The sequence below is a fragment of the Gemmatimonas aurantiaca T-27 genome, from assembly GCF_000010305.1.
In the GTDB taxonomy this organism is placed as follows: domain Bacteria; phylum Gemmatimonadota; class Gemmatimonadetes; order Gemmatimonadales; family Gemmatimonadaceae; genus Gemmatimonas; species Gemmatimonas aurantiaca.
Genome location: NC_012489.1, coordinates 1,982,803 through 2,001,842 on the forward strand (window position 1 = coordinate 1,982,803; position 19,040 = coordinate 2,001,842).

Sequence of the window (19,040 nt, forward strand, 5' to 3'; positions counted from 1 at the left end):
CGCACGGCCACCCTGCGCCACGAGCGGCGCACGCAGCGGCTGCCCCTGGGCGTCGAGGCCACTGGTGCCGAGGGCGACTTCGATGGTACGACGGGTGCTCATTCGCCTTCTCCGAGCTCGCCGTGCGCGGCGCGATCCGCGATGCGGCGCTTCATGTCTTCCGGCAGCGACTCGAAGGCATCGGCGATGGACAACTCCTCCATCGAGTAACGTGCTTCCGGGTCGGCCGACAGCGCCTGCTTGAGCTGCTCCGAGCGCGAAAAACGGCCACGCAGCGGGAAGTCCTTTCGCAGCGGATAGCCTTCGCGATACTGCTCCCACAACAACAGGCGGCGCAGATCGGGGTGACCGGTGAACGTGATGCCGAACATGTCGTAGCACTCACGCTCGAGCCAATCGGCGCCGGTGTAGATGTCGTACACACTGGCCACGTCGAGCGGGCCGCGCTTGGGCAGCTCCACCTTGAGGCGCAGAAACTGGCGATGCTGCAACGCGCGCAGGTGCCACACCACTTCGATGGGGCGATCCGCGTCGCGGTACTCGACCGCGGTCACGTCGACCAGATAGTCGTAGCGCTCGGTGGGTTCGTCGTGCAACCAGCGCACGATGTCATGCAGGCGCGCCTTGGTGACGTACACGATGGTCTCGCCCCACACCACGTCGGTGCGCAGAATGTCTGCACCAAAGCGGGCCTTGAGTGTGGCGGCAGAGGGATTCGCCGGTGCGCCATGACGTGGCACGTTGACCGGCGTGATCGGCGCGCCGTTGGCATCGGCGGCCACGGCGGCGTGCACCACCGGCGTCGTGGGGACGTCAGCGCTGGTCGATGCCGCAGCGGCGGCAGGAACCGGCGCGGTCACGGGGCCGAGCGAGTCTGATGGACCGAGTTGCCGAACGGCTCCGACAGTTCGTCGATGCGCGACGGAGGGATGTACAGCTGACTCGTCGGATCCGGATCGATCTCGACGTGTCGGGTGCTGTCCTTGAGACGCTCCTGCATGACCTTCTTCTGGAGCATGATGATGGCGTGCATCAACGCTTCCGGGCGCGGCGGGCAGCCGGGCACGTAGACGTCGACGGGGATGATCGTGTCGATCCCCTGCACCACGGCGTAGTTGTCGAACATGCCACCGGTGGACGCGCAGGCGCCCATCGAGATGACCCACTTGGGCTGTGGCATCTGCTGGTAAATGCGTCGCAGCACCGGGGCCAGCTTGAGCGGCACCCGACCGGCGCACAGCAGCACGTCGGCCTGGCGCGGCGAATAACTCAGCCGCTCCATGCCAAACCGCGAGAGATCGAAGCGGCTGGCCGCTGTCGCCATGAACTCGATGGCGCAGCAGGCCGTGCCGAAGGGCATGGGCCAGAGTGAGCCGGCGCGGCCCCAGTTGACGAGGAAATCGAGGCGCGTGGTGATCCAGCCGTCGTGCCCACCGGCATCGACGTGCGTGATCGCGGATGCGCCGCGTCCCTCTGCAGACGGAATCAGTCCCACGTCAGCGCCCCCTTCTTCCAGACGTAGACGAAGCCCACCACGAGAATCGCCACAAAGACGAGCATCTCACCAAGGCCGAAGAACGACAGTTGTCCGGCGGGGCACACGCCATTGACCATGGGCACGGCGCACGAGAGTTGCCGGTAGTACACGCCCCAGGGGATCATGAACACCGTCTCGATATCGAAGACGATGAAGAGCATGGCCACCAGATAAAACTTGACCGAAAAGCGCTCACGCGCGTCGCCCAAGGGGGTGATGCCGGACTCGTACGGAATGGACTTTACCGGCGTGGGCTGCGCTTTGATCGTCATGTGCGAGATGCCGAGGATCAGCACCGCGTTCAGGACGACAAAACCGAGGAGCAGCAGGACCGGGAGAAAAGTGCGTAGCATCGCGTTGTGGTACTTCCTGGGTACTTCGTGAAAGAATTCACAAAGAGAGTGCCGGAAGCTACCAAAGGGACCGGAATCCCTCAACGGCATGTGGCACTCTCTTTTGTCTCGCTGCGGGGGCGCCGGCGCACGGCGGCCGTAGCACGGGCCCAGACGGCCCTCTAAGTTACCGACCGGTGCGCCGTCGGTTCACGGCCGAAATTCTCTCACCCTTTTGCCCGACCCGCCTCATGGGGCTCTGCTCTGACCGCTGGATCACGCGCATGTCGCGCGAACACGGCATGATCGAACCGTTCGAGGACCGTCAGGTCCGCCAGGGGGTCATCTCCTATGGCGTCAGCTCCTACGGCTATGACATGCGGGTGGCCCGCGAGTTCAAGATCTTCACCAACGTGCTGAGCTCGGTGGTGGACCCGAAGGCGTTCGATCCGAAGAGCTTCGTGGAGTTCGAGGGGGACGTTTGCATCGTGCCCCCCAACTCGTTTGCCCTGGCGCGCAGCGTGGAATATTTCCGTATTCCGCGCAATGTGCTCACGCTGACCGTCGGCAAGAGCACCTACGCCCGCTGCGGTATCATCACGAACGTGACCCCGTTCGAGCCCGAGTGGGAGGGGTACGTGACCCTCGAGATCTCCAATACCACCCCGCTCCCGGCCAAGATCTACGCCAACGAAGGGATCGCGCAGGTGGTGTTCTTCACGGGCGACGAGCCCCCTGAGGTCAGCTATGGGGACAAGAAAGGCAAGTACCAGGGGCAGCACGGCGTGACGCTGCCGCGGATCTAGGCGGCCACCAAGATGATCCCCGCGCTGCTTCGGTCTTTTGACCTGCGACGGGATCAGCGCGATCCGGAAGCCATCCACGAGGCGGTGGAAGCCGGGGTGCGTTCGGCCGGTACCAATCTGTGGGTGCTCATTTTTGCCATTTTCATCGCCTCGATCGGCCTGAACGTCAATTCGACGGCGGTCATCATCGGGGCGATGCTCATTTCGCCGCTCATGGGGCCCATCGTCGCGGTGGGCTATGGCGCTGGGGTGAGCGATTTCGCGCTCATCAAACGGGCGTTCCGCACGCTCGCGCTTTTCGGCCTGATCAGCCTCGCCACAGCGACGATCTACTTTCTCCTGACGCCGCTGGCGCAGGCCCAGTCGGAGCTGCTCGCCCGGACCACACCCACGCTCTGGGACGTGCTCATCGCGTTCTTTGGCGGTGCGGCCGGTATCGTCGCACTCACACGGCGGGAGACCTCCAATGTCGTGCCGGGGGTGGCCATCGCCACAGCCCTGATGCCGCCCATGTGTACCGCTGGCTACGGCCTGGCACAGGGAAAGCTGGAGTACTTCGGTGGGGCGTTGTATCTGTTTTCGATCAACGCCGTGTTCATCGCGTTTTCGACGCTGCTCATTGTGCGAGTGCTGCGGCTGCCGCAACGTCAGGCCGTTCATGACTCCGTGCGCCGGCGGGCTCGTCTGCTCATCGGGACCGCAGTGTTCGCTACCCTGCTGCCCAGTGCCTATCTCGCCTGGGACCTCGTGCGGCAGGAGTTCTTCCGTGAAGCGGCCGGCAAGTTGCTGACCGAGGCCGTGGCCGATCCGCGAATCCTCGTGCTGGCCAACACGGTGGATGCTCGGGCGCGGACGCTCACACTGACCCTGGCCGGTCCCCCGCTCGACTCGATCGTCGAACGGGAACTTCAAGCCCACCTGGCCGACATGTCCCGCGGAAAGGCACAGTTGGCATTCCGCTACAAGAGCGCTGGCCAGATCGATCTGTCTACGCTCAAGCAGGAGCTGAGACAGGATCTGGCGGCTGGGCTGCCCAACGACGCGCAGCAGCGTCGTCTGCAGGAGGCACAGATGGCGTTGGCGGGATTCACCAATGCCCAGCAGCGGCGGCGCGAAGTGCTGCGGGAACTGCAGGCAGAATTTCCTGAAGCAACGGAAATCACCGTGGCCGAAGGGGAGCAGCGGCTGGCCACCGACTCGGTGCCCCAGCCCACTCTGGTTGTCGGAATGCGACTCGCTCGGCGTACCGTCGCTCCAGATCCCAAGCGTCTCGAGGCGCGTCTACAGGCGCGATTTCCGGGCGAACGGGTTTCCTTGCTCATTTCGAATCTGCGCTGACGCTCGTTCGCCATCGTCTCACTGCGTGCTGGCCGCAATGCGCGTGAGCACCGCGCTGCCTCGGGTTTCCTTCAGCCCCCCGCGTAGATGTACCGGCAGCCGCGGTCCTGCGCTTGCTGCAACGTGACGATCATGGCCGGCACGATCTCCACCCCTGGCAGCAGATTGGCTATCACCTCGGACGCAAAGGCGTTGCGCGCCGCTGCATCACCCCGTTGTGCCTCCGGCAGGAACCGCGAACCGGAGGCCCGCAGCGAGTTGTTGCAGGCCAGCACAATCACACCGCGGGGGATGAGCGTGCCCACCAGGGCGGTGTGAGGGTTCTTGGTACCCGGTGCACCCATGACCTCACCGATGGTGGGATACTTGGTCCACATCGCGTCGTTGAACAGCCAGCCTACAGACCGGCCGTTGAGTCCGACCACCACGCTGCTGTCGCGATCGGTCAAGCCGTAGGTGCTTTTCTGGGTATCCAGAAAGGTCGACGCCCACCGAATGGCCAGTCCGTCCGTGGGCATGTGCGAATGGAAGACCACGCGGTGTTTGCCGGTGAGCTTGGCCACCCACGGGTCTTCGCCCGCCCCACGCTGCTCGAGAACAGAGGACGCCTCGGCCAACCGCGGCGACGCGAGGCCCAGCGCGGCACCCAAACCGGCCAGTCGGGTCAGGAAAGACCGACGGTCGCGCGAGGGCGTGGGTTCAGGAGAGGGGGTCGTCATTTGCTGAGCGAGTCCTGGGAGACACGACGGGGAAGCAGTTGGCGGGCCGGAGGCATCGGCTTCCCTGCTCGGCTGGCCGAATCGGTTGCATAAGCAACGTCCGCCGGCGGATCGCCGTTGGGCCAGTCGCGTTCCTTGCCGGGATGATCCTGCCGTGCCTGCGTGAGCACAAATGCCGCGATATCCGCCGACTGCTGGTCCGACAACACCGTGGCGCGGTCGTACGGCATGGCGTGGCGCACGAAGGTAGCCAGCGTAAACTGCCGAGCCATACCAGCGCCTACCGAATAGCTCTCTGGGCCCCACACGGCCGGTGCAAGCCCCTTCACGCCCTCCCCGTTGGCGCCATGGCACCGGGCACATTGGCCCGCGTATCCGTCGCGGCCCGACGCCACCTGCCCGACCAGCTTCACCTGCGGGTTGTCGGGCGGACGCGGCTGATTCCGCAACGATTCCATGTACGCGACCATGTCCTGCATGTCCCGTCCGGCCTCTGGAATCATCTTGCCGGCCAGGCTGCGCGCGATGCACTCGTTGATGCGGCGCTCCATGTTTTCCGAGTAACCAGGGCGAGCCCTGTACTGCGGATACTTGGTGGCGCTTCCCAACCACGGCAGTCCACGTGTGCCATTGTCCAGATGGCAGCTCGTGCAGCGGAGCGCATTGCCACTATGTGTTGGCAACGAATCGCGGAAGTTGTTCAGCAGCGCGAGACCCCGCTGCGCATTGCCACCGCCAGTGGACGCACTCGGCGTGGCCATCGAGTCGAGGGTTGGAACGGCCGCCCGACGGCGTGCTGCGGCGGTCGTCTGCGCGTTACGCAGCAGCGCGACGACAGCGATGATCACCACCACCAAGGCAGCGATGCGGACTGGAGTGCGAACAGACATGCTCGCAAGCTAGGGAAAAAACACAAACGGCGACAGCATCATGCGATACTGTCGCCGTTCGATGATTTGCCGCTGCGCGCTCAGCCCGAACCGGTGGCTGCCCGCGGTTCCTGACGACGGGCACTGGCCATCAGATAGTCACGGTTCATGCGCTTGATCACATCGATGTTGATCTCCTTCGGGCAGGCTTCCTGGCACTCACCAGTCAGCGTGCAATGGCCGAAGCCTTCGAGATCCATCTGCTCCACCATGGCCAGCGCACGCTTGTCGCGTTCCGGCTGTCCCTGAGGCAGCAGGCCGAGGTGGCTGATCTTGGCGCCGGTGAACAAGGACGCCGACGCGTTCGGACAGGCGGCCACACACGCGCCGCAGCCGATGCACGCCGCCGCATCCATCGATTCTTCGAGGATGTCCTTGCCGATCAGGATCTCATTGGCGTCACGGGCACCGCCCGTGTTCACCGAGACAAATCCGCCCGCCTGGATGATGCGGTCGAACGAGCCACGGTTCACCACGAGGTCCTTCACGAGCGGGAACGGCGACGCACGCCACGGTTCCACCGTGATGATGTCACCGTCCTTGAAGGCCCGCATGTGAAGCTGGCACGTCGCCGCGCCCTTCCACGGTCCGTGCGCCTGTCCGTTGATCATCATCGCGCACGAGCCGCAGATGCCTTCACGGCAATCATGCGCAAACGCGACCGGTTCCTTGCCCGCTTCGGTGAGCTGTTCGTTGAGCATGTCGAACATCTCGAGGAACGACATGTCCGCGCTCACACCGTCGAGCGTGTACGTCTCGAGCTTGCCGGCGGCCTGCGACGCGGGCTGCCGCCACACGTTCAGAGTGAGCTTCATTACTTGTAGCTCCGTGTGGAGAGATGCACGTTCTCGTACACCAGCGGTTCCTTGTTGAGAATGGACGCCTTGCCTTCCCCGGCGTATTCCCACGCGGCGACGTAGGCAAACTCGTCGTCATTGCGCTTGGCTTCGCCTTCCTCCTGATACTCGGAGCGGAAGTGTCCACCGCAGGACTCTTCGCGATGCAGGGCGTCACGGCACATGAGCTCACCGAGCTCGATGAAGTCCGCCACGCGGCCTGCGCGCTCGAGGGACTGGTTCAGCGATTCCGCACTGCCCGGCACGTTCAGGTTGCTCCAGAACTCTTCCTTGAGCGCGGGGATCAGTTCCAGCGCCTTCGAGAGGCCTTCGCGCGTACGCGCCATGCCGCAGTACTCCCACATGATCTTGCCGAGCTCCTTGTGGAAGGAGTCGACGGTGCGCTTGCCCTTCATGCCGAGGAACTTGTTCTGCTGCGCACGAATCGCTTCTTCTGCCGCACGGAACTCGGGGTGCGACGCGTCCACCTTGTCCAGCTTGTTGCTGGCGAGGTAGTCACCGATGGTGTACGGCAACACGAAGTACCCGTCGGCGAGGCCCTGCATGAGCGCCGAGGCACCCAGACGGTTGGCGCCGTGATCGGAGAAGTTCGCTTCACCGGCCACGTGCAGGCCGGGGATGGTGCTCATGAGGTTGTAGTCCACCCACAGGCCGCCCATCGTGTAGTGCACGGCCGGGTAGATGCGCATCGGCTGCTGGTACGGATTTTCATCCGTGATGCGCTGGTACATGTCGAACAGGTTGCCGTAGCGCTCCGCGATGGTCTGCTGGCCAAGTCGCTTGATGGCGTCACCGAAGTCGAGGTACACGCCGAGGCCACCGGGGCCCACACCGCGGCCATCGTCGCAGGCTTCCTTGGCCGCACGCGACGAGATGTCACGCGGCGCCAGGTTACCGAAGCTCGGATACTTGCGCTCGAGGTAGTAGTCGCGCTCGTGCTCCGGGATCGCCGACGGTGCGCGGTTGTCGCCCTGCTTCTTGGGCACCCACACGCGACCGTCGTTACGCAGCGACTCCGACATCAGCGTCAGCTTCGACTGATGTTCGCCGTGCACCGGGATGCACGTCGGGTGAATCTGCGTGTAACACGGGTTCGCAAACGCCGCGCCCTTCTTGTGCGCGCGCCACGAGGCCGTGACGTTCGAATACTTGGCGTTGGTGCTGAGGAAGAACACGTTGCCGTATCCACCCGTGGCCAGCACCACCGCATCGGCCACATGCGACTCGATCTTGCCGGTGAGCAGGTTGCGCGTGATGATGCCGCGTGCCTGACCGTTGATGACCACGACATCGAGCATTTCCTCGTGCGTGTGCATCTGCACCTTCTTGAGACCGATCTGGCGCTCGAGGGCCTGGTAGGCGCCGAGCAGCAACTGCTGACCGGTCTGGCCACGCGCGTAGAACGTGCGCGAAACCTGCGCGCCGCCAAACGAGCGATTGGCCAGGAGGCCGCCGTACTCACGCGCGAACGGTACGCCCTGCGCCACGCACTGGTCGATGATGTTCACCGACACCTGCGCGAGGCGATACACGTTGGCCTCGCGGGCGCGGAAGTCGCCGCCCTTGATCGTGTCGTAGAACAGACGGCGCACGGAGTCGCCGTCGTTCTGGTAGTTCTTGGCGGCGTTGATGCCACCCTGCGCCGCGATGGAGTGCGCGCGACGCGGCGAATCGTGGAACACGAAGCACGAGACGTTGTAGCCCAACTCGGCCATCGTCGCAGCGGCGGCACCACCGGCAAGGCCGGCGCCCACCACGATCACGTGGTGTTTCCGCTTATTGGCCGGGTTCACCAGCTTCATGTTGAAGCGGTGATTGTCCCACTTCTGTTCGAGCGGTCCGCTCGGAATCTTGGCGTTCAGTTCGAGCATGTCAGTGCGTCTCCGCCGCGGGCATCTCTTGCAGCGCCGGCGCTTCGGGGAAGAGGCCGGCCAGCGCGGCGATCGGGATGATCGCGAAGCCCAGCGCCACCGCAATCGCCAACACCACGGCGATACGGCGCTTGAGCGGCTGCTGGGACGGACGCGCCACGCCAAGCGTACGCGTCACGGCCCAGGTGCCGTGGAAGAGGTGCAACCCGAGCGCCGCCATGGCGACGATGTAGAAGCCGGCCACCAACGGATTGGCGAGGCCGATGCGCAGGTTGTTGTACGGATCGAGGTGCGTGAACTGCGGATGCACCGTGCCCAGCGTCATGTGCAGGATGTGATACACGATGAACACCAGCAGCAGGACACCACCCCACTTGATGGTCTTTGCCGCAAAGGTCGTAACCTGCGGCTTGCGCGTCGCATAGTCCTGCGGACGCGCGGCCTTCGAGATCATCGTGAGCTGATAGGCCGAAACAACGTGCAGCATGACCGCCACAAGCAATCCGATGCGAGCCGCCCACAGCAGGGGCATGCTCGTGCGGAGCAACAGCGCGTAGTCGTGCATCGCGCCCTGCCCCTTGAACATCAGAAAGTTGCCGGACATGTGGCCGATGACGAACAGGACCCCGATGATCCCCGTCACCGCCATCACGATCTTCTTGCCGATCGTGCTCTGCCAGAACCGCATGAGACCGTACATAGGCGAGGTAGGTGAAGAAACCGGCGCGGCCCCGTGAGGGTCGCGCCGGTTTCGTCAGATCAGAGGGAGAGCACCGACATCGGTTCACGCACCGCTTGCGCGGAGCGATCGAGTGCGGTGCGTTCGTCGGCCGTCAGTTCGATCTCGAGGATCTTCTCGAGGCCGTTCTTGCCGAGCTTACAGGGCACGCCGAGGAACAGTCCCGACATGCCGTATTCACCCTCGAGCCACGCGGCACACGGCAGGATGCGCTTGCGATCATGCACGATCGCATCGACCATCTCCACCGCGCCCGACGACGGCGCATAGTACGCCGAGCCGGTCTTGAGGTACTTCACGATTTCGGCACCGCCGTCACGGGCGCGCTGCACAATGGCGTCCAACTGTTCACGCGGCATGAGCTGCGTGATCGGGATACCGCTGATCGTGGTGTACGAGATGAGCGGCACCATCGTGTCGCCGTGGCCACCGAGCACCATGGCCTGGATGTCGCGCACCGACACGTCGAGTGCTTCGGCGATGAACGAACGGTAACGCGCCGTGTCGAGCACACCGGCCATGCCAATCACGCGCTCGCGCGGGAAACCCGTCACGTGCTTGGCGACGTGACACATCACGTCGAGCGGATTGGACACGACAATGACGATCGCGTTGGGCGACGTCGCCTTGATCTGCTCCGCCACCGACTTCACGATGCCGGCGTTCGTGTTCAGGAGGTCGTCACGCGACATGCCCGGCTTGCGCGCGATGCCCGCGGTGATGACGACGATGTCCGAACCCGCAGTCTCCTCGTATCCGTTGGAGCCGATGACACGCGTGTCGAATCCTTCGACCGGTGCCGACTCCCACTGATCAAGGCCCTTGCCTTGCGGGACGCCTTCCACGACGTCCACCATGACGACCGTGCGTCCGAGCGACTTCTCGGCGATACGCTGTGCCGTGGTGGCGCCGACATTGCCCGCGCCTACGACCGTGATCTTGTTGACCATGTTGTACCGGTTCTCCGTACGGCTGACGAAGCTGCAGAACGTGTACGTGAACTGGAGCGCCGCGGCAGGAGGGGCATGGCCACGTCAGGTCATACTCGACCGGGCGTCCAGATGAGTGCGTTTTCGCAACTTAGGGTGCCGTGGCCATGCGAGCAACTCACAACAGAGGGATCAGCCGCCGACCTCGCTCAAGGCGCGCAGTCCGCCCACGCGGAGCTGCAGCAACGCGTGCTCCTTGGGCTTCTCCGCCAAGGCCCGCACAAAAAGTGGGGCGAGCGGTTCACCCCGCCGGAGCGCATCACGCAACGGCACTTCGTGGTCACCGAACAGGCACGTGCGCAGGCGGCCATCTGCGGTCAGCCTAACCCGATTACATCGCTCGCAATACGTGTGGGTCATGGGCGTGATGACACCCACCGAGCCCGGTGCGCCGGCGTACCGATAGTAGACGGCCGGCCCATTGCCATGCACCGGTGCGGCATCGGGTTCGAGCGCCTGTACCGCGCTCAGGCGTGAGAGGATTTCATCGCTGGGCACGACATGGTCGGCGGTGAGACTTGCGAGTTCCCCCACCGGCATCAGTTCGATGAACCGCACATGCCAGGGATGGTCACGCGTCAACGCGGCAAAGTCCGCCACTTCATCGTCGTTGATGCCCCGCATCACGACCACGTTGATCTTGATGGGGCCGATGCCGGCTCGCTCCGCAGCCAGCGCCGCCGTCTTGAGGTCGAAGCCCAGGTCTCGGCGGGCGATAGCCACCACTCGATCAGGGCGCAGCGAATCGGCACTGATGTTCACCCGATGTAACCCAGCCTCGGCCAGCGCGTCCGACATCTGCGGCAGCTTCACCCCGTTCGTGGAGAGGGCGATGTCTTCGATGCCCGGGATGTCGCGCAGCATGCGAATCAGGCGCGGCAGCTCGGGGCGGATGGTCGGCTCACCACCGGTGATACGCAGCCGCTTGAGGCCCATCGGAGCGAGCTGGCCCACGATGTCGGCGATCTCTTCGTAGCGCAGGATATCGCCCTTCGGCAACCACGGCAGTCCTTCCACCGGCATGCAATACTGGCAGCGGAAGTTGCAGCGATCGGTCACCGAAATACGCAGGTACTCGATCTGGCGGCCGAATTGATCGCGCACTATTCGGAGCCCTGAGTGGTCGGGGGCAGCTCCGCCGGTTCTGCGGGATCGGCACCTGCCCCGTCGGCCTGCCCGCGAGTGGGATCGATCCAGACCCGATCACCATCCACGTAGTGTTCGCGCTTCCACACCGGCACGCGCTGCTTCAGCGCCTCGATGATGGCGCGTGAGCCATCGCAGGCCTGGGCGCGGTGGGCATGGGCGGCTACGATGGCCACACTGACCTCGCCGATGCCGAGGGTACCGATGCGGTGCTCCAGTGCGACCCGGAGTCCGGGGGTGGTGTCACAAACCTCCTCGGCCACCGCCGCCAGTTCCCGGGCCGCCATGCCCTCGTAGGCCTCGTAGTCGATACCGGTGACGGGCCGGCCGTCATTCAGATCCCGTACGGTGCCCAGAAACACCGACACCGCGCCCACGCCGGCGTCCTGCGCCCGCGCAATGAGCGCGGCGAGGTCGATGGGGCTTGTGACGATGGCGGAATGGAGCAGTGGCATCGTTCAGCCGCCGGCCACGGGAGGAATGAGCGCGACTTCGTCCCCGGCGTGCACGAACGCCGAAGCATCGGCCAGTCGCTGGTTGACGGCGACCAGCACCTTGGGCGGCAAGCGGTCACCGCCGGGCATGATCCGGAGCGCATCGATCAGGACGTGCACCTGACAGGGAGTCTCCACGGGCACCGGGAGTTCGCGGGTGCCGAAGGCGTCGGCATACGAAGCGAAGAGCAGGACAGGAACGCTCATGTGTCCACAAGATACCCCCGATCACGCCAGAACGCCCCGTCGAATGGCCGACGGGGCGTTCTGGGCTCTGAAGAGCGTTACGACGAAACGAACTCAGCTTTCGTCGTCGTCATCCTCGAGCAGGTGGGCATCGATCCCGGCCACCATGGCCCGCAGCTCCTTGCTGGGCTTGAACACCGGCACCGGCCGAGCGGACACTTCCACTGGCGAGCCCGTGCGCGGATTGCGCGCCATGCGCGTCTTGCGCTGGCGGATCTTGAACGTGCCGAAGCCACGCACTTCGATGTTCTTCTGCTCCTGCAACGCTTCCTTGATCGCATCGAGGAAGGCGTCGACGACGCGCGCGCAGTCCTTCTTGGAAATCGTCGGTCCGGCCGTTTGGGCGATACGAGCCGTGACGTTCTCGACGAGGTCGGCTTTGGTCATGGGGCGAACGATGGGTACGAAGCAGAAACGCGACGAGCACCAAGCAGTGGCTCGGTGCCCGCGCTGCGAACGTATGGCCTTAGTGCTTATCAGTCAAGCGTTTGGCCCTCGTCACCCCGACGTCGTCTCAGTGCCGACAGGAACTGATCGAACAGCGGCACGGCGTCATGCGGGCCCGGAGCGGCCTCCGGATGGTACTGCACAGCAAAGATCGGCAGGCTGCGGTGACGCAGGCCTTCGACCGTGCCGTCGTTCAGGTTGATGTGGGTGACGGCCAGATCGGGCGCTCCTTCCACCCCCTCCGGCGTCCCCGCCACGGCAAATCCGTGGTTCTGCGCCGTAATCAGCACCTGCCCTGTGGCGAGATCCTTGACCGGCTGATTTCCGCCTCGGTGGCCGTACGGCATCTTGACCGTGCGTCCGCCAAAGGTGAGCCCCAGCAACTGATGGCCCAGGCAAATGCCAAAAATCGGCACGTCGGCGTTGGCGATCGTGCGAATGTGGCCCGGTGCATACGTCACCGCGGCCGGGTCGCCCGGGCCGTTCGACAGAAACACGCCGTCCGGATTCATCGCCAGGACCTGATCGGCCGGCGTTTCCGACGGCACCACGGTCACGCGGCAGCCATGCGCGTCGAACAGGCGCAGGATGTTGCGCTTGATGCCGTAGTCGTAGGCCACCACATGGAACGGCGCCTGGGCATTGCCCCAGGCGTACTGCTCCTGCGTCGACACGACGGTGGCCAGGTCGAGTCCTTCCATGCTCGGGCAGGCGTCGAGCGCCGCCAGTGCTTCGGCGGTGGGGGTATCCCCGGCGCCGATGACGCCGCGCATGACACCCACACTGCGCAGATGTTTGGTGAGGCGACGGGTGTCGACCTCGGTCAGCACCGGCACGTCGGCGGCGCCCAGCCACTCCTGCAGGCCGCCGGTGGCGCGCCAACTGGAGTACGTGGGGGACAGCTCACGACAGATCACACCGGCGACCTGAGGACGCGCCGATTCGGGATCTTCGGTGTTGATGCCGTAGTTGCCGATCTGGGGCGAGGTCATCACCACGATCTGACCACGGAACGAGGGGTCGGTGAAGACCTCCTGGTATCCGGTCATGACCGTCGTAAAGACCACTTCTGCCACGGTGGGAATCGTCGGTCCCACCAGCCGGCCGAGAAAAAGGGTCCCGTCCTCGAGGAGGAGGAACCCTTTTGCTGGAAGCTCGTTCACTGCGGCTTTACGGCTTGGCGGGCGCCGCCGGCTGACCGGCGGGAGCCGAACCGGGAGCGGCCGGTGCCGCGTCCTGCGTCAGCGGAGCGGCCGGAGCCACGGTGTTGGCGTTGGACGGAGCGGTCGGAGCCGCCTGCGTCGCCGGCGCGGCCAACTGATCGAGCACCGACTTGGGCGCCGACGCCCGCGTGCTCATGATCTGCAGGATGAACGCGAGGCCGAGGAAAATGCCGCCACACCACCAGCTCGCCTTCGTGAGCAGGTTCCCCGCCTGACGGGAGCCGATGACGGAATCAGCCGACGAGCTGGCACCGCCGAAGCTGGCCGCCAGACCGCCACCCTTGCCCGACTGGAGAAGGATCGCCGCAGCCAGCACCACCGCGTCGAGGATGAGGAGAATCAGCAGGAACGTGTACATGGGCAGCAGAGGCGAGGCAATGTCCGGTGGCGCGGTTTTGGACCGCGCCTGAATGAGCCTAGTAAGATCGCGACATCTCGAGAGCGATACAAGGGATGTGATGCGGTTTTGGGTCGTATCTCCGACCCAAAACCGCTTTCCTTACGCCCGTACGATCCCCGCCCAGCCGTCGGCGTCCAGCGACGCGCCCCCGACCAGCAGGCCGTCCACATCCGACGCGGCCAGCAACTGCGACGCATTCCCGCGGTTCACCGAGCCGCCATACAGGATCGGGATGCCAGTCGCCACCTTGTCGCCCACGCGCGATGCCAGCGCCCGGCGCAGCACCCCGTGAATCTCGGCCGCGTCTTCCGGCGTGGCCGTACGGCCCGTTCCGATGGCCCACACCGGTTCGTAGGCCAGCATGATGGCGCCAATCTGCTGGTCGTCGAGCTCCTTGAGGCCAGCGGCGAGCTGCCGCTCCACGACGTCCGCCGTGTGTCCGGCTTCGCGCTCGGCCAACGTTTCCCCGACGCACAGCATGGCGGTGAGCCGGGCCTGGGCGATGAGCGCCATCTTCTTCGTGGTCGTCTCGTCGCTTTCACCAAACACATGGCGACGCTCAGAGTGCCCCACGAGCACCACCCGGGCGCCGGCGTCGCGTGCCATGAGCACCGAGTTTTCTCCCGTGAACGCACCCTGCGCTTCAGCGTGCACGTTCTGCACACCCACCCAGATCTCCGGGCGGTCGCGCAGACCTTCCGTGACCGTGGTGAGCGTGATGGCAGACGGGAAGAAGATCACCGTGCGGTCGTTGAGCTTGGGCACCTGCGCGAGAAACCGCTGCAGGAATGCCTTCGCGTCCGTCGGACCGTGATTGAGCTTCCAGTTGGCCGCAATAACCGGCTTGAGATGCATGGGAGGGGGTGCGGGGGGCAAACAGTGAGGAGGGGTCAGCGCTGATCGAGCGCGGACACGCCGGGGAGGTCCTTGCCTTCGAGAAACTCGAGCGAGGCACCACCGCCGGTGGAGACATGCGACATCTGCGATTCGAGACCCGCTTCGGCAACGGCCGCTGCGGAATCACCGCCGCCGATGATGGTCGTGGCGCCCTGCCCCGTGGCATGCGCCATCGCGTCAGCCACGCCGCGCGTACCGACGTCAAACGGCGGCTTTTCAAACACGCCCATCGGCCCATTCCAGAGCACGGTCTTCGCGCTTTCGATCAGGGCGCGATACTGCGTCACGCTGGCCGGTCCGATATCGAACATCGCCTGACCAGCAGGAATGGCGTCACGCGCGACGGCCGTGGCCTGCGCGCCCGCATCCATGGCTGGCGCAATCGTGGCGTCCACCGGCAGGACAAGCTTGTCGCCACCACGCGTGAGCAGGTCACGCGCCATCTCGAGACGATCGGGTTCGACCAGTGAGTTGCCGGTCTCGAATCCCATCGCCCGAAAGAACGTGCACGCCATGGCGCCACCGATCAGCAGGTGGTCCACCTTCGGCAGCAACGCTTCCACCACGTCGATTTTTCCGGAGATCTTCGAGCCACCCAGAATGGCCACGAACGGACGCTGCGGGTTGGCGAGGGCACCGCCGAGATAGGCGAGTTCTTTCTCCATCAGCAGTCCGGCGACGGCAGGGCGGCAATACTTCGCCACGCCGGCGGTGCTGGCGTGCGCGCGGTGGGCGGCACCAAACGCATCGTTCACGTACACATCGCCGAGCTGCGCGAGCTGCTGCGACAGGGCGTCATCGTTCTTCTCTTCGCCCGGCAGGAACCGGGTGTTTTCGAGCAGCAGCACTTCGCCGGCGGCCAAGGCCTTGGTGGCACTCACGGCGGCATCTCCCACGGTCTCGCCGAGGAAATGCACGGGACGCGGCAGCAACTCCTTGAGACGGGCGGCGACGGGGGCCAGTGAGTATTTCGCTTCGGGGGCGCCCTTCGGACGTCCAAAATGCGCCAGCAGGATCACACGGGCGCCGCCATCGAGCAGCGTGGTGATCGTCGGGAGGGCGGCCGTGATGCGGGTGTCGTCGGCAACCTGGCCGGCATCGTTGAGCGGCACGTTGAAGTCGACGCGTACGAGCGCGCGCTTGCCGTGCAGGTCGGCCGCAGTCAGGTCACGAATGGTCTTGGTGTTCATCACCGAATACGAGGCGGGAAATAGAACCGGGAAAACGACAGGGAGACCCGTCCGTGCGGTCTCCCTGTCGTCAGGCCTTTGGCAGGCCGATGTATCCGTGTGCGCTTAGAGGCGCGAGCCAACGAAACGCAGCAGGTCGACGCAGCGCGACGAATAACCCCACTCGTTGTCATACCAGCCCGAGATCTTCACCATCGTGCCGTTGATGACGATCGTGCTGAGCGCATCGAGCGTGCAGGAGTTCGGGTTGCCGACGTAGTCGATCGACACGAGCGGCACTTCGCTGTACCCGAGCACGCCTTCCAGTGCGCCCGCTTCCGACGCGGCCTTGAACGCGGCGTTGACTTCTTCCTTCGTCACCGCGCGTTCGACGATGCACGTCAGGTCGGTGAGCGACACGTCGGGCGTCGGCACGCGCACGGCGATACCGTCGATCTTGCCCTTCACTTCCGGAATCACGAGCGACGTGGCCTTGGCCGCGCCCGTCGTGGTCGGGATCATGGACACAGCGGCCGCGCGGGCGCGACGCAGGTCCTTGTGCGGCAGATCGAGGATGCTCTGGTCGTTGGTGTAGCTGTGGATCGTGACCATCGAGCCATGCACGAAGCCGAAGTTGTCGCGAATCACCTTGACCATCGGCACGAGGCAGTTGGTCGTGCACGACGCGTTCGAGATGATGTGATGCGACGCCGGATCGTACTTGTCGCTGTTCACGCCCATCACGACCGTGATGTCTTCGTTCGTGGCCGGGGCCGAGATGATGACCTTCTTCGCGCCGGCTTCCATGTGCTTGCGCGCATCGGCGGCGGCGGTGAAGCGACCCGTCGACTCGAGCACGATGTCGACGCCCAGTTCCTTCCAGGGCAGCTTGCCGGGCTCGCGCTCGGCGAGAATGCGAATGCGATCGCCGTCAATCGTGATGGCGTCGGCTTCATGACCGACCTGACCGTCAAACTTGCCGTGCACCGAATCGTACTGGAACAGGTGTGCCAGTGTTGCGGTGTCGGTGAGATCGTTGATCGCGACGAAATCGATGTCCGCCACGCCTTGCTGCTTCGCGGCGCGCAAAACCTGGCGCCCGATGCGGCCGAAGCCGTTGATGCCAACCCGAATGGCCATTCGTGTCAGTTCCTGAGTGAGTCGTCGTCGGGAACGGCACGGTCGCCGGTGTCCGGCGCCCGTCCGAAGGTGACACAGCTGATGATGCGCGCGCCGCCATCGAGCAAAGCCCGGGCGGCAGCGTTGAGCGTCGCGGCCGTGGTGACCACATCGTCCACCAGGATGATATGTTGGCCGCGCAACGTCGCACGCCGGGATTCCGGCACGGCGAACGCTCCGGAAACGTTGGTCGTACGCTCAGAGGGTGTCAACCGGACCTGCGATCGAGTGTGACGCGCCCGCAGGAGCACATCCGACCATAGTGGTATGCGCCAGTGCGGACTCAGGGCCCGGGCCAGCTTCTCTGCCTGGTTGTATCCGCGCTCCCGCAGGCGCTGTGCGGAGAGCGGCATCGGCACGACCGCCGCGCGCTCCTCCAGCACATCTTCCGGCCAACTGAGGCGGGCCATGCGACGCGCCATCGGCGTGGCCACGACGTGCCAGCCCTGATACTTGAGCGCGTGCACCAGCTCGCCACCGCTGCCTTGGTCCATTCGGCACACCGAGCGTACCGCCCGGATTTCCGGTGCGAGGCGTGCGCACCAGCGACACGGGCTCAGTTCCACGGTCGACGGCATGGCGGCCGCCTCACCGGGTGCTGGTCGCGCCGGCGGCAGGGCCAGCGTCAGCGACAGGCGCGGGTGCCCGCAGCGATAGCACTGGGGCAAGGTGAGTGGCACCACACGCGCCATGCAGGTGCCGCAGACAATGCCGTCCGGTGTGCTGTGCGGCGCGTGAGGCCGTCGACAGAGCACACAGGCACCCGGCATCAGAAAATCGAGCAGGCTGCGTCCGAACCCGGACCACGATGTCGGACTTGGCATGGTGCGGGAGACGGTCACGTGCCGCGCGGCCGATCTGGTGACGGTGGTGTCTCGCCCAGTGACTGCCACATCGCGTCGCGCGGAGCCTCCAGGCCGAACCAGCAGCGAAACGCGGCAGCCCCCTGCTCTACCAGCATGCGCAGCCCGTCTTCGGCGCAGAGTCCGCGTGCACGGGCAGCCTGTACCCACGCGGTGCCGATTGGCGCACCATCTGCCGCTTGTCCGCGATACACGAGATCGAACACCGCGGCATCGGACGACAGCATGCGGGGATCGACGGGATAGGCATCGCCGTCGTGCAGTCCGAGCGGCGTGCTGTTCACCACCAGATTGGCGTCTCCGAGCGCCATGACCGTCTCGGGGTCGTCCAGCGGCAGAACCCGCCCCATGACCCCCGTTCGGGCGAGCAGGGCCTGTGCCCGGTCGGGCGTGCGGGCCACCACGGCAATGTGTGCGACTCCAAGTTCTGTCAGCGCGAGCAGCACGGCGGCGGCCGACCCACCACTGCCCAGCACCACCGCCCGTTCTGGTACACGATGACCGGTCAATGCGCGCACCGTCGCTCGGACGCCGTCCACATCGGTGTTGTCACCGTGCAGAAGTCCCTGCTCGAACCAGAAGGTGTTCACCGCGCCCGCGCGACGGGCAACATCCGAAAGCCGATCGGCGCGTGAGGCCACGGCTTCCTTGTGCGGGATGGTCACGTTGCCGCCCGTTCTGCTCTGCTGACACTGTGCGAGCGTGTCGATCAGATCATCCGGGCGCACATCCAGTCGTTCGTACGACAGCGGTATGCCACATGCCGCCATCGCCGCGCCCTGGAATACGGGGGACAGGGAATGCGCCACCGGGTGGCCCAGAATCACCAGTCGGGATGGGCGAGCACCGGCCATCATCG

At 65.1% G+C, this 19,040-nt stretch carries 22 protein-coding genes; 2 read left to right on the top strand and 20 right to left on the bottom strand.

Translation table 11 applies throughout. The annotated features are described in order from the left end of the window. Window positions 1–98 precede the first annotated feature (98 nt). The 3 genes from GAU_RS22210 to GAU_RS08525 are packed head-to-tail and all read right to left on the bottom strand — an operon-like array spanning window position 99 to window position 1,890. The gene (locus tag GAU_RS22210) at window positions 99–860 is read right to left on the bottom strand and encodes an NADH-quinone oxidoreductase subunit C (protein WP_052574325.1); all 762 of its coding nucleotides are present in this window, start codon (window positions 858–860) and stop codon (window positions 99–101) included. Then, complete coding sequence (locus GAU_RS22880; protein ID WP_156799195.1) at window positions 857–1,453, bottom strand: NADH-quinone oxidoreductase subunit NuoB; 597 nt, start codon at window positions 1,451–1,453, stop codon at window positions 857–859. The genes GAU_RS22210 and GAU_RS22880 overlap by 4 nt, the downstream gene beginning before the upstream one ends. 32 nt (window positions 1,454–1,485) lie before the next feature. After that, the gene (locus tag GAU_RS08525) at window positions 1,486–1,890 is read right to left on the bottom strand and encodes an NADH-quinone oxidoreductase subunit A (RefSeq protein WP_012683151.1); all 405 of its coding nucleotides are present in this window, start codon (window positions 1,888–1,890) and stop codon (window positions 1,486–1,488) included. Between the two features lie 230 nt (window positions 1,891–2,120). Between GAU_RS08525 and dcd the strand changes: the two genes are divergently transcribed. Next, complete coding sequence (dcd, locus tag GAU_RS08530) at window positions 2,121–2,675, top strand: dCTP deaminase (RefSeq protein WP_012683152.1); 555 nt, start codon at window positions 2,121–2,123, stop codon at window positions 2,673–2,675. 12 nt (window positions 2,676–2,687) lie between these two features. Next, a complete protein-coding gene (locus GAU_RS08535; RefSeq protein ID WP_012683153.1) occupies window positions 2,688–4,013 on the top strand; it encodes a DUF389 domain-containing protein in 1,326 nt (441 codons plus the stop codon). Window positions 4,014–4,084: 71 nt separating this feature from the next. Here the strand turns inward: GAU_RS08535 and GAU_RS08540 are convergent, their stop codons facing one another. From GAU_RS08540 to GAU_RS08620, 17 genes are all read right to left on the bottom strand, one after another. Continuing rightward, window positions 4,085–4,732, bottom strand: a complete 648-nt coding sequence (locus tag GAU_RS08540) for a twin-arginine translocation signal domain-containing protein (protein WP_012683154.1) — start codon at window positions 4,730–4,732, stop codon at window positions 4,085–4,087. After that, entirely contained in the window at window positions 4,729–5,622 is an 894-nt protein-coding gene (locus GAU_RS08545) for a c-type cytochrome (protein ID WP_012683155.1), read from the bottom strand. Before GAU_RS08545 ends, GAU_RS08540 begins: the two co-directional genes overlap by 4 nt. A gap of 80 nt (window positions 5,623–5,702) precedes the next feature. Further along, a complete protein-coding gene (locus tag GAU_RS08550; RefSeq protein WP_012683156.1) occupies window positions 5,703–6,476 on the bottom strand; it encodes a succinate dehydrogenase/fumarate reductase iron-sulfur subunit in 774 nt (257 codons plus the stop codon). Then, window positions 6,476–8,389: a fumarate reductase/succinate dehydrogenase flavoprotein subunit gene (locus tag GAU_RS08555; RefSeq protein WP_012683157.1), complete on the bottom strand. Its 1,914-nt coding sequence runs from the start codon at window positions 8,387–8,389 to the stop codon at window positions 6,476–6,478. The genes GAU_RS08550 and GAU_RS08555 overlap by 1 nt, the downstream gene beginning before the upstream one ends. Before the next feature lies 1 nt (window position 8,390). After that, window positions 8,391–9,089, bottom strand: a complete 699-nt coding sequence (locus GAU_RS08560; RefSeq protein ID WP_012683158.1) for a succinate dehydrogenase cytochrome b subunit — start codon at window positions 9,087–9,089, stop codon at window positions 8,391–8,393. 59 nt (window positions 9,090–9,148) lie between these two features. Beyond that, window positions 9,149–10,078: a malate dehydrogenase gene (gene mdh, locus GAU_RS08565; RefSeq protein ID WP_012683159.1), complete on the bottom strand. Its 930-nt coding sequence runs from the start codon at window positions 10,076–10,078 to the stop codon at window positions 9,149–9,151. A 171-nt stretch (window positions 10,079–10,249) separates the two neighbouring features. Next, on the bottom strand, window positions 10,250–11,221 hold the full coding sequence (moaA, locus tag GAU_RS08570) for a GTP 3',8-cyclase MoaA (RefSeq protein ID WP_012683160.1): 972 nt from the start codon (window positions 11,219–11,221) through the stop codon (window positions 10,250–10,252). Next, complete coding sequence (locus tag GAU_RS08575) at window positions 11,221–11,718, bottom strand: molybdenum cofactor biosynthesis protein MoaE (protein WP_012683161.1); 498 nt, start codon at window positions 11,716–11,718, stop codon at window positions 11,221–11,223. Before GAU_RS08575 ends, moaA begins: the two co-directional genes overlap by 1 nt. A 3-nt stretch (window positions 11,719–11,721) precedes the next feature. Beyond that, on the bottom strand, window positions 11,722–11,964 hold the full coding sequence (locus GAU_RS08580) for a MoaD/ThiS family protein (protein ID WP_012683162.1): 243 nt from the start codon (window positions 11,962–11,964) through the stop codon (window positions 11,722–11,724). Between the two features lie 93 nt (window positions 11,965–12,057). Further along, window positions 12,058–12,390 (bottom strand): HU family DNA-binding protein, encoded by a 333-nt coding sequence (locus GAU_RS08585; RefSeq protein WP_012683163.1) that lies wholly within the window; start codon window positions 12,388–12,390, stop codon window positions 12,058–12,060. Window positions 12,391–12,479: 89 nt separating this feature from the next. After that, the gene (carA, locus tag GAU_RS08590) at window positions 12,480–13,613 is read right to left on the bottom strand and encodes a glutamine-hydrolyzing carbamoyl-phosphate synthase small subunit (protein WP_012683164.1); all 1,134 of its coding nucleotides are present in this window, start codon (window positions 13,611–13,613) and stop codon (window positions 12,480–12,482) included. A gap of 7 nt (window positions 13,614–13,620) precedes the next feature. Beyond that, on the bottom strand, window positions 13,621–14,031 hold the full coding sequence (gene secG / locus GAU_RS08595) for a preprotein translocase subunit SecG (RefSeq protein WP_012683165.1): 411 nt from the start codon (window positions 14,029–14,031) through the stop codon (window positions 13,621–13,623). 141 nt (window positions 14,032–14,172) lie between these two features. Next, complete coding sequence (gene tpiA, locus GAU_RS08600) at window positions 14,173–14,928, bottom strand: triose-phosphate isomerase (RefSeq protein WP_012683166.1); 756 nt, start codon at window positions 14,926–14,928, stop codon at window positions 14,173–14,175. A 35-nt stretch (window positions 14,929–14,963) separates the two neighbouring features. Continuing rightward, the gene (locus tag GAU_RS08605) at window positions 14,964–16,160 is read right to left on the bottom strand and encodes a phosphoglycerate kinase (protein WP_012683167.1); all 1,197 of its coding nucleotides are present in this window, start codon (window positions 16,158–16,160) and stop codon (window positions 14,964–14,966) included. A 105-nt stretch (window positions 16,161–16,265) separates the two neighbouring features. Continuing rightward, window positions 16,266–17,279, bottom strand: a complete 1,014-nt coding sequence (gene gap, locus GAU_RS08610) for a type I glyceraldehyde-3-phosphate dehydrogenase (protein WP_012683168.1) — start codon at window positions 17,277–17,279, stop codon at window positions 16,266–16,268. Window positions 17,280–17,284: 5 nt separating this feature from the next. Next, on the bottom strand, window positions 17,285–18,142 hold the full coding sequence (locus tag GAU_RS20695; RefSeq protein ID WP_012683169.1) for a ComF family protein: 858 nt from the start codon (window positions 18,140–18,142) through the stop codon (window positions 17,285–17,287). Window positions 18,143–18,156: 14 nt separating this feature from the next. Continuing rightward, on the bottom strand, window positions 18,157–19,038 hold the full coding sequence (locus tag GAU_RS08620) for a shikimate dehydrogenase family protein (protein WP_012683170.1): 882 nt from the start codon (window positions 19,036–19,038) through the stop codon (window positions 18,157–18,159). Window positions 19,039–19,040 lie beyond the last annotated feature (2 nt).